7 protein-coding genes are annotated in these 10,382 nt (G+C 46.4%); all 7 read right to left on the bottom strand.

The annotated features are described in order from the left end of the window. Positions 1-41 precede the first annotated feature (41 nt). Positions 42-818 (bottom strand): exonuclease domain-containing protein, encoded by a 777-nt coding sequence (locus ACEW8S_RS06990; RefSeq protein ID WP_373517451.1) that lies wholly within the window; start codon positions 816-818, stop codon positions 42-44. Positions 819-902: 84 nt separating this feature from the next. Further along, the gene (locus ACEW8S_RS06985; protein ID WP_373517450.1) at positions 903-2,054 is read right to left on the bottom strand and encodes a DUF481 domain-containing protein; all 1,152 of its coding nucleotides are present in this window, start codon (positions 2,052-2,054) and stop codon (positions 903-905) included. A gap of 274 nt (positions 2,055-2,328) precedes the next feature. Further along, entirely contained in the window at positions 2,329-3,714 is a 1,386-nt protein-coding gene (locus ACEW8S_RS06980; protein WP_373517449.1) for a dihydrolipoamide acetyltransferase family protein, read from the bottom strand. A 57-nt stretch (positions 3,715-3,771) separates the two neighbouring features. After that, entirely contained in the window at positions 3,772-4,392 is a 621-nt protein-coding gene (gene recR, locus ACEW8S_RS06975) for a recombination mediator RecR (RefSeq protein WP_373517448.1), read from the bottom strand. A 192-nt stretch (positions 4,393-4,584) separates the two neighbouring features. Beyond that, on the bottom strand, positions 4,585-5,343 hold the full coding sequence (locus ACEW8S_RS06970; RefSeq protein WP_373517447.1) for a hypothetical protein: 759 nt from the start codon (positions 5,341-5,343) through the stop codon (positions 4,585-4,587). 287 nt (positions 5,344-5,630) lie between these two features. Next, positions 5,631-7,166 (bottom strand): RagB/SusD family nutrient uptake outer membrane protein, encoded by a 1,536-nt coding sequence (locus tag ACEW8S_RS06965; protein ID WP_373517446.1) that lies wholly within the window; start codon positions 7,164-7,166, stop codon positions 5,631-5,633. A gap of 29 nt (positions 7,167-7,195) precedes the next feature. After that, entirely contained in the window at positions 7,196-10,342 is a 3,147-nt protein-coding gene (locus ACEW8S_RS06960) for a SusC/RagA family TonB-linked outer membrane protein (protein WP_373517445.1), read from the bottom strand. Positions 10,343-10,382: the final 40 nt, after the last annotated feature.

Below are 10,382 nucleotides of genomic sequence, written 5' to 3'. Positions count from 1 at the left end.
TTCAATGTGGTCGGCGTAGTTACGACCTATGCATATCAGTTTCATTGGAGTTTATTGTTCAACTGACTCAATTTAATCTGTGTAAGCACCTTCTTAGTGTACAACGGAAAATCGGCGTTTAAGATCCATCCGAAATAGCCGGGTTCTTTTTCGAGTACGTCTAGTATTTTTTTGCCTTTGTGCTTTCCGAAGGAAAAGATTTCGATACCATCTTCGTCATAGCCCAAAAAGCCCGCAAAATCGGCGAATTGGCGGTGCGTGGAAAATTCGGCCAGTTTTTTTACGTTGTTTTCCAGTTCTGGGTAGCGGTCCAGTTGCGACTTCAGAACTTCGTAAGTGGCGATGGTATCGGCTTCGGCACTGTGGGCTTCGACCAGTTCCTTATCACAATAGAAGGTATAGGCTGCACCAAGCGTTCGTTTTTCCATTTTGTGAAAAATGGTCTGCACATCGATGGAAACCATATTTTTCATATCGAAATCCACTTCGGCACGTAACATTTCTTCCACCAAGAGCGGAATGTCGAAACGGTCGGAGTTGAAGCCGCCCAAATCGCAGTCCTTTATCATTCCGTAAATTTCCTTGGAAAGAGCCTTAAAAGTAGGTTCGTTCGCTACTTTTTCGTTGGATATTCCATGGATGGCAATCACGTCATCGGGAATTTTCATCTCGGGGTTCACCAACCAGGTCTTGCTTTCGGAAGTACCGTTGGGATGCACTTTCAATATGGAAATTTCGACAATACGGTCTTTGGCGATGTTCGTACCCGTAGTTTCGAGATCGAAAAAACAAATGGGGCGTGTGAGGTTTAAATCCATGGATTAGGTCGTTTAGGGCAAAGATACGGTTTGGGGAGGTTTTGAAAAATGAATGGGATATTTTATTAATGTCCGACTTCAAAATCACAACCGCGTATTGATAATATTATTAAAGGCCGAACCAAAGGTATAGCTCAGGCCGACACTGAAGCCCAGCTCAAAATCGGTGGCAATCTGTTTTTGCTGTAGCAGTACGTCTTCGATCGAGGCATCGCCGCCGGGCAAGTTGATTTGATCCCGGATGATTTCAAACCGGCCCGAGAATCGAACGGAAAGCCCTTTGAACACACGAATCGACAGACTACTGTTGAGCTGCATCCTGTTCTTGCTGAAATCGCTCAAAAAGGTCGATCCCAGCAACTGGGCGGATATGTTGCCCCAAGGTTGCCGATACCTTACCTGAACGTTGAGGGAATGGCTAAAAATACCTTCCTCGACCTTGCCAAAAATGGTCTGGTCGATATAATTGTTGTGAAAATATCCGATTTTATAGGCCAAAGTAATCTCGCGGCGTAATACCTCGCGATAGGGAAAAATGTTGTATTCGAGGGCCGGTTCAAAATAATAGCGAAAATCGAGATTGGTAAAGGTATCGTGGCGGGCACCCACAAAGATTCCGGTGGACCAATGGTCCGATAGACTTCTGACGATACTGCCATTGCCCGAATAGCGATATCTTTCGCTGGTAAAGGTTTCGCCGTTCCGCTCGTATTCGCTATTGGATTGAAATAGGCCCAAATCGGTACGTATGCGCCATTTTTCGGTCACATGATCGCTCTCGAAACCGGCGCGGTATTCAAATTCCCTACGGCTCGTTTCCTTATCGAGCTCCGCGGAAGCGAACACTTCAAAAATCCAATTGTTCCAGGGGTCGGTAAAATCGACTTCCTGAACCTCTGCCATACCATCGCTCATCACGGTGTAGGTCACTTGATCTGCAAGGCCCGATTCGAGCACGTATTTCAAAAGTCCTGACTGCACTTTTTCCAGCAGTCCCTTTCTGACCTCATCGCTCGTCATGTTTGCGGTGGTATCGTAAGACAGCTTTCCGAAGATATTCTTGTAATCGTCCTTGCCCTCGAACTCCAGATTATATTTACGGCCACCGCTACCGTTGGCAATATCGTAGATGAAAAGTATTATATTGGCCTGTGACTGATCACGAACGTGACCTACATACTGAATTTCTTGGCGCAGATAGTTCTTGTCACAGTTACAATCAACAAACAGGCGCATTGGCGCTTTTTTTTCACTTTCATTTTCTTGGGAAAAAGTGAGTAATGGAAGTAATATCAGGAATAAATGGAGCAACCTCCCTCTTTTTTCTAGGGAAGGCCTAGCGGATATTTTTGGCATTTGTGGCTTGGAAAGCTTTAAAGGTAAGTGCAAAAATAAAGAAAAAGTGTTACTGGTCTGTCAAGGATATCGTTTAAAATTCCAAATTTCAAGCACCGAATTCCAAAAAATGAAAGATATGATCCAAGTCTCGAGGAGTTAAACCTGAATGAGGTTAAACTTCCCGATCAAGATCCCAAGCCTCCAAATAATCCGCTACTGCCTTGACGAACATACTTCCGAGCGCCCCGTTTACGACGCGATGATCATAACTATGAGAGAGATACATTTTACTGCGGATACCGATAAAATCGCCGGCCTCGGTCTCGATGACCGCCGGTAGCTTCCTTATGGCACCCAAGGCCAAGATGCCTACCTGTGGCTGGTTGATGATGGGCGTACCGAATACGCTGCCAAAGGTGCCCACGTTCGTAACGGTATACGTACCGTCTTGCACCTCATCGGGTTTTAAACGGTTTTCCCTAGCGCGCAATGCCAAGTCGTTGACCACTTTCGCCATCCCGACCAGGTTCAGTTGGTCCGCATTTTTAATGACCGGTACGATCAGGTTGCCGTCGGGCAGAGCGGCCGCCATCCCTATATTGATATTCTTTTTCTTGATGACGGAAGTACCCTCCACCGAAATATTCATCATCGGATATTTTTTTAGGGCCTTGGCGATGGCTTCCATAAAAATTGGGGTGAACGTGAGTTTTTCTCCCTCGCGTTTCTCAAAATCGGTTTTCACCTTGTTGCGCCAGTTAACGATGTTAGTTACATCGACCTCGACAAAACTCTGAACATGGGCGGAGGTCGAAACGCTCTCGACCATGTGCTTGGCGATCATTTTGCCCATTCGGGTCATTTCGATGACCTCGTGGCTGCCAGAAGACTTTACGGTCGAGGTTGGTTGGTTTTCACTGGGCGCCATCGATTTTTCAGGCTGGGGAGCATCCTCTTTCTTCGCTATATCGGTTTGGGGTTTGGTGAAATCTCCCTTTCCGTTCGCCATATACTCCAAAATGTCGTTCTTGGTGACCCGGCCTTCCATTCCCGAACCGGAAATGCTGTCCAGTTCTGCTATGGAAATACCTTCCTGTTTGGCAATATTTTTTACTAAAGGGGAATAAAAACGTTCGGATTCCTGATGTGATTTCTCGGGATACTGTCCCGATGGCTTGGCAGTTTCCTTAGCGATTTTAACGGTCTTCCCGACCTCGGCCGCCACTTTTTCATCGATATCTTCCGCATCCGGTTTCTGGGAAGTCTTTTCAGCAGTTGCAGATGTACCGGAATTTACATCCTCGCTGGCATCTACGTCTGCGACCTCGATAACCGCCACGGTCTGGCCTACCTTGACAATATCGTCTACCTCAAAGCGTTTTTCCAACAGAACGCCTTCCACCTCACTGGGGACTTCACTATCGACCTTGTCAGTAGCAATCTCGAAAATGGGTTCGTCGAGTTCTATGGTATCGCCGACTTCCTTTAACCAAGTCGTTAAGGTCGCCTCGGCAACGCTCTCCCCCATTCGCGGTAATTTCAGTTCGAATTTTGACATTTTTCTTCGATGTTATGTAACAAGATAAACCTATAACCTAATACACTTTTTTCAACTCTAGTTCACCTTCAACGACCCTTCAAACGGAATTCGGTTCAAAATACTCCGCCCCAATGTGACCTCATCGGCATACTCAAGTTCGTCGCCTACGGCAATGCCCCGGGCGATGGTCGAGGTGTTGATTGCAAGGCCATCCAACTGCTTAAAGATATAGAAATTGGTCGTATCGCCTTCCATGGTGGAACTTAACGCAAAAATAAGCTCTTTGATCTCGACCCTTTTGGCCCTTTTAATCAAGGAGGCGATGGTCAGGTCATGCGGACCAACACCTTCCATGGGGGAAATTTTTCCTCCTAAAACATGATATAAGCCCCTGTATTGGCTTGTATTTTCGATGGCCATCACATCGCGGATATCCTCGACGACACAGACCAGACTCCTATCCCGCTTGGGACTGGCACAGATCTCACAAATCTCTACATCCGAAATATTATGGCAATTGGTGCAGAATTTGATATCCTTTCTGACCTTATCCAATGCAACCGATAATTTTGAGGTCCGTTCTTCGGGCTGCTTTAACAAGTGCAGCACCAGGCGCAATGCGGTACGCTTACCAATACCCGGCAGTTGTGACATTTCATAGACGGCGTTTTCCAGCAGTTTTGAAGAGAATTCCATATTCCGCAAATTTACGATTTTACGGCAATTATCGAATACAATCACAAGACGGTTTAAAAAATGTACGATAGGAAATAAACCATCCTTAGAATTCTGCAAGTTGGTATAAGTGAGAAACCCCGAAGCTGTGCCCCGGGGTTTCCTTAAAATTTGTATTACATCCTTTATAATAATGGATTGACGATGCTGTCTTTACAGATACTCATAATTTATCTTGTACACCTGTGTTTCTTCGGATGACTTCGAGGTTACCGTAACTTGTGTCGGATAATCATCGGCATCATACGTGTAAAAGGTTTCAATTTCGAAAGCAACTTCTCCCTCCTCATCCTTATAAGTGATTTTGGAAATATTGTTGTTTGGCAAAAGTGTTCTTGCCTTCATTATTTCTTGAGCTTGGGGCTGCATACTAAAGTTCAGTTTCACTTGATCAAGAACATCGATCAATCCTGCTGCCTTGAGCGTATGAAAATATACACTAGGGGTATCCTCATAGGTCAGTTCCGCAGAATATTGCTTGCTGATATAGTCGTCTGACCCAAAATTATATTCCTCCTCGAAAAATAAAATTTTACTGGGATTTCCATTGTCATCAAATTCGACAACATCGCCGGTCTCAAAGGCATCATAGGGAGACTTATACAGCTTCTCTACATCGAAGGTATCATCGCTACCATCACCGGTAACTTCGGTCAAGCCTTTGTCATCATAGACAAATTCGCTCGTGCCGGATCCGTCGGTAACACTACTCAATATTTTTTCGGCGTCATAGGAAAAATCCACTTTTTCGTTTTTATCCGTATCCTGTGCGGACACCAATGTGATGGATGAAATAAATTTTCCGGGAGTCTTTCCATTAACGTCCACAAATTCCTCGGATGACGATTTTTCACAACCTGTGCCTAGGGCCAATGCCATGGACGCTAGAAATACATACTTTGATTTACTCATAATCTGGCTTATTCTGATTTATCGTTTAGGAGATACCATAACGGGGGAGCTTTCAATTTATTTTAATATTCGGTGTTAAATGTTACCGCTTCATCCCATTAAAACCATACATCGAAATTCACCGACCTTATAGGTATTTTCTGATTATCTTGACGGATAAGTATAAAAAATAGACGGCCGATAAGAAGGATAGCCCAAGGTAAATCAAATCCTGTACAAAAAAAGCGGGGATTTACCCCCGCTTTTCAGCTAACTCAGATAACTAACTCAAACAAATTTCCTCAAACTCAGTAGCCGGGGTTCTGGGTCAAATTCGGGCTATTGATGGTTTCCTGCTCAGGCAATGGAAATAAAAGATGTTTTTCCTGTAAGGGCTGGTTCGAGTTTAGGTTGACATGGCCGACAAAGGCGTCAAAGCCCCCTGTGATAACATTATAGACTTGTCGCAACCGCACCATATCGAACCAGGCTTTCATTTCAAAAGCAAGCTCGTGCCATCGCTCTGTCCATACCGCCTCTCGAAATGACTGTGCGTTAAAGGTGCCCAAGGCCGGAGTATCTAGTGTTGCTCGGTCTCGTATCGCTTTTAAAGCATCCCACGCTTCTTGGGTGGGGCCATTGACTTCGTTGGATGCTTCAGCATAGATTAGAAGTACTTCAGCATATCGTAAAATCATTAAGTTGAGATTATCCATGGCAGTACCGGGAACGCCCTGGGTACCATCTGCGGTGCGGTTAAAATATTTGAATATATATGGCTTCCCCAATTCGAATAATTCCCCGTCACCATTACGATAATAGCTAGTATAGAACCATCCTTCCCTATTTTCCTTTCTCAAGTCTTGGTCGCTATAAGAGTTGTAAAAGTCGATATCGGGTATGGTACTTCCCGTTCCAGAAGGTCCACGATAGGTTACGGGCTGAAAGTTGGGGTACATATTGTCCATTGGGTTATCAGCGACCAAGCTATTGTATTGTATGCTAAAGATATGCTCCCCCATATTATTTAGGCTTGGGTCGTGCAAATCGCCATATGTCTCGAAAAGACGGATGGGGCCCGCATTGTCGATGACCTCTTTGGCCTTGGCAGCTGCATCGGCATAGCGAGCCGTTTCATTGAGCGGCTGGCCGGCCATCGTCAAATACACTTTGGACAACAGGGTTTTGACCGCTGCCTGACCTATCCTGCCACTTTCATCGGTCCACGGAAGACCTGCGTTTTCTGCTTCCGTCAAGTCGGTAACGATTTGGCCATATACCTCTTGCTGCGGTGCCCTTACCGGGAAAAAATCTTCCGAAGTGGCACTTTGCGGAACAGTTATCAAGGGTACATCGCCCCATATTCTAACAGCATAGAAATAGGCCCAGGCACGAAGAAATTTAGCCTCGCCCAGAACCCTGTTTTTTTCCGCTTCGTCCATGTCGATGCCCGGAACATTTTCCAGCACTAAATTCGCATTGGCAATGACCTGATATATCCCTCCCCACCAATTCCTAATATGTAGCGTATTGGCATCGAAGGATAAAGAGTAGAGGTTATTGAGATCCGAGTTTTGGGCGGTCTCCGTAGTCGTTGTCCCCGTCGGGGCCATTAAAAACTGCCAGTTTGACGAAAAAATACCCGCACCGTCTCCCACAAACCTGGCTTCGGCATAAACGGCTGCAATGGCTGCCTGGGCATGCGTTCCCGTTGTGTAAAAACTTTCGGGCTGTAAATTGGAAGGATCTTGTTCTTCCAAAAAATCGGAACAACCGACCGTTCCTATCAACAGCATCGCCACCCCTAGCATCTTGTTGCTATATTGTCTTATATTATATTTCATGATGTCTATAATTTAAAATTAACTGATACTTATATTCCCAACTGAAGTCCGATTACAAATGTTGTTGCTCTCGGATATTCATGCCATTTCATACCTTGCGAGAATACATTGTTGCCCTGACCACCACGAATAGGTATTACCTCTGGATCTCCTATAAGTTCTTCAGCGGTCCATAAGAAAAAATTCTGGGTCGATGCGTAAATACGCAACTTGTTCAGATGAAGGCGTTCAATCAAATCCGGAGTAAAGGAATAGCCCAACATTAGGTTTCTACCACGCAGGAAAGAACCGTCTTTGACCCAATGCGAATCGACGTTGGTTACATAACCCGCCCGTGTATCCCGTAGCTGTGCAATCGGGGTGTCCTGATTGTCGGGCGTCCATGCGTTCAGCACGGTACGGTAACTGTTTGCCAAGGCCTGCCGGTCTTCGCTGGAGTGTAGGTTCATGTCCATCACATCGTTGCCCCAGGAATATTGAAGGTCCAAGGTGAGGTCTATTCCCTTATAGGTAATATTGTTGATCAAACTACCGGAAGCGGTCGGATACCCGTTTCCGATAATCCTTCTGTCCTCATCGTTGATAATCTGATCGTTGTTGAAATCCTGGTATTTGATATCGCCCGGCAATATCGTGAGACCGTTTCTATAGCTTACGAAACCGGCAGCTTCCTCGGCCTCGTCGGTATTCCAGGTACCCAAGCGGGTAAGGCCCCAAAAAGCTCCCACTGGCTCACCGATACGTATAATGTTCGTCTCGTTGGTAATGCCCGGTCCACCGACCCCGAAAATATCGGAGGGTGTAGCCAGTGAGAGTACTTTGTTCCGGTTCATCGAAATATTGAAAGCGGTATTCCAAACCAAATCTTCCGTTGCGATATTCCGCGTATTCAGGGATATTTCCAGCCCTTTGTTCTCCATGGAACCCACATTTCTTCGGATGGTCTGGTATCCACTGGATTGAGGTACCGGTGCATCCAAAAGCATATCAGTGGTTTTTCTATAATAAACATCGGTCTCTATGCTCACCCGATTGTTGAACAGGCCTAGTTCAAGGCCTACATCGTACTGCGCCGTTTTTTCCCACTTCAGATCGGGATTCGCCAAACGGTTTATACCGGTACCTCCAATCAAGTTACCGCCCCATATAGTCTGATATCCCGATCCCAACAGGGATAAAGATTCATAGGGAGATATTTCGGAGTTACCGGTCACTCCATAACTGGTTCTCAGCTTCAGGTTGGAAATTGTCTCGCTATCCTTGAGAAAGTTCTCATCGGAAATCCGCCAAGCCAAGGCCGCGGACGGAAAAAAGGCAAACTTATTGTTTTCGCCGAATTTGGAGGAGCCGTCGGCCCTTCCGGTGAAGGTAAACAGATATTTGCCGAACAGATTATAATTGAGCCTGCCAAAATAGGAATTCAATGCTTCCCGCTGTGCATTTGAAGCGACCCCTAAATTGACGTTACCTGCGCCCAAATTGTTGTATTCAAGATAATCGGTAGGGAAGTTGTTGACCTGTGCGTTAAAAAAAAGTGAATTCGATTGCTGCCAAGAAACGCCCAACAAAGCGGTCAACGCATTGTTCTCGTTGATGTCTTTCGTATAGGTCACATAATTTTCAATAGACCAGAAAGCCTCCCTATTACTGCTGACCGAAGCAAAGGCCTGACCGTTGCCCGCCAGCGTCCCATCACGGAATTCGGGATTTTCCTGGGTGATCATGTTAGCCGCGACCACGGTACGCATTTCAAGATCTTTGGTAAAATTTACGTTTGTATAAAAACTTCCCGTAGCGGTCTGGGTATTTAAAATATATTGTTGACCGTCCAGTCGGTGCACGGAACTGAAGGTGCCTTCCGCAAACGGGTAGTCCCTATTGTCGGCAAACAGACCCTCCCTTGGATGACCAGCAGGATAGCGTACGGGCAGGAACGGGAAATCTTCCACCATTCTTCGCGGTACTTGATCATTGGTGTCGGCAAGATTCTCGGTCTGGTAGTTGTAGCTCAAAGATCCCCCGATCTTAACCCATTCCTTGATTTGGTCATCGATGGAAAAACGGCCCGAATAGCGCTTTTGATAGGTGTTGGTGAGCAGCCCTTGCTCATCGTTTATTCCGACCGAAATGGCGTAGGTGGTCCGTTCGTTGCCTCCTGAAAAGCCGAGTTGGTGGTTCTGCGACAATCGATGCTGCTGAATCTCTTCGGGCCAATAGGTATCGTAAATGGCATTGCCGTTACTATCGAACAAAGGTGCGATCAACGGATCCTGTCTTTTTAGCCGGGGCTCGTACTGGGCGTAATCTCCGGCGGCCCATCCTTCCGGATCGAATTTCTCGGTATTTTCCCAAGAAGTTTGCTCCACCTGAGCGTATTCCGCTGCATTGAGCACCTCGGCGAGATTGGGTCCATATTCCTTGACATTGTATTCCACGTTATAGCTGATCCTACCTTGACCGGCCTGGCCTCTCTTAGTAGTTACCAAAATGACACCGTTGGCACCCCTAGCCCCATAAATGGCTGTCGAGGATGCATCTTTAAGTACCTCGATCGATACGACATCATTTGGATTCAAAAAATCGATGGCCGAACTGTACTGATCCAGGTTGCCCTGTGGCAGCTGCACTCCATCGACAACATATAAAGGATTGTTCGATGAGTTAATCGAGCTAAAGCCCCTGATCCGTACGTTGGTCTTACCGCCCGGACGGCCGGAGGTGGTGTTGACCTGTACCCCGGCAAGCCTACCGGCCAATGCCTGGTTCAGCGATTGTACCGGGCGTTCCTGAAGCTCTTCGGCATCGACCTGCCCGACAGCCCCGGTAAGATCCGACTTTCTGGCGCTACCATAGCCTACAAGTACCACTTCGTCCAGTTCGGCGGCGTCTTCCTCTAGGGTTACGTCGATCTGCGACCTTCCATCTACGGGAATCTCCATGGTGCTAAAGCCGATGTAGCTAATGACCAACGTAGCCTCATCGGGCACATTATCCAAAGAATAGTTACCGTCAAAATCGGTCTGGGTACCGTTCGTGGTGCCCTTGACCAAAACATTCGCGCCGGGCAAGGGGCCCGTTTCATCGGAAACTGTTCCGTTTACCGTTTGTCCTTTCGCGAGGCCAAAGCATAAAAATGCCCCGACCAAGAACAAATTTTTCATAAGTGTTCTCTTCATGGTTGTGAATTTAAGTTAGCGTTGATGTCAGCCTTGATAT

It is taken from the genome of Pricia sp., from assembly GCF_041745955.1.
Lineage (GTDB): Bacteria > Bacteroidota > Bacteroidia > Flavobacteriales > Flavobacteriaceae > Pricia.
This window is presented reverse-complemented; position numbering and strand designations above follow the sequence as displayed.

What these genes read in the sequence shown, in the direction of transcription:
- ACEW8S_RS06990 (WP_373517451.1), bottom strand. Translation starts at nt 818, where the DNA reads ATGGATTTAAACCTCACACGCCCCATTTGTTTTTTCGATCTCGAAACT.
- ACEW8S_RS06985 (WP_373517450.1), bottom strand. Translation starts at nt 2,054, where the DNA reads ATGCGCCTGTTTGTTGATTGTAACTGTGACAAGAACTATCTGCGCCAA.
- ACEW8S_RS06980 (WP_373517449.1), bottom strand. Translation starts at nt 3,714, where the DNA reads ATGTCAAAATTCGAACTGAAATTACCGCGAATGGGGGAGAGCGTTGCC.
- recR (WP_373517448.1), bottom strand. Translation starts at nt 4,392, where the DNA reads ATGGAATTCTCTTCAAAACTGCTGGAAAACGCCGTCTATGAAATGTCA.
- ACEW8S_RS06970 (WP_373517447.1), bottom strand. Translation starts at nt 5,343, where the DNA reads ATGAGTAAATCAAAGTATGTATTTCTAGCGTCCATGGCATTGGCCCTA.
- ACEW8S_RS06965 (WP_373517446.1), bottom strand. Translation starts at nt 7,166, where the DNA reads ATGAAATATAATATAAGACAATATAGCAACAAGATGCTAGGGGTGGCG.
- ACEW8S_RS06960 (WP_373517445.1), bottom strand. Translation starts at nt 10,342, where the DNA reads ATGAAGAGAACACTTATGAAAAATTTGTTCTTGGTCGGGGCATTTTTA.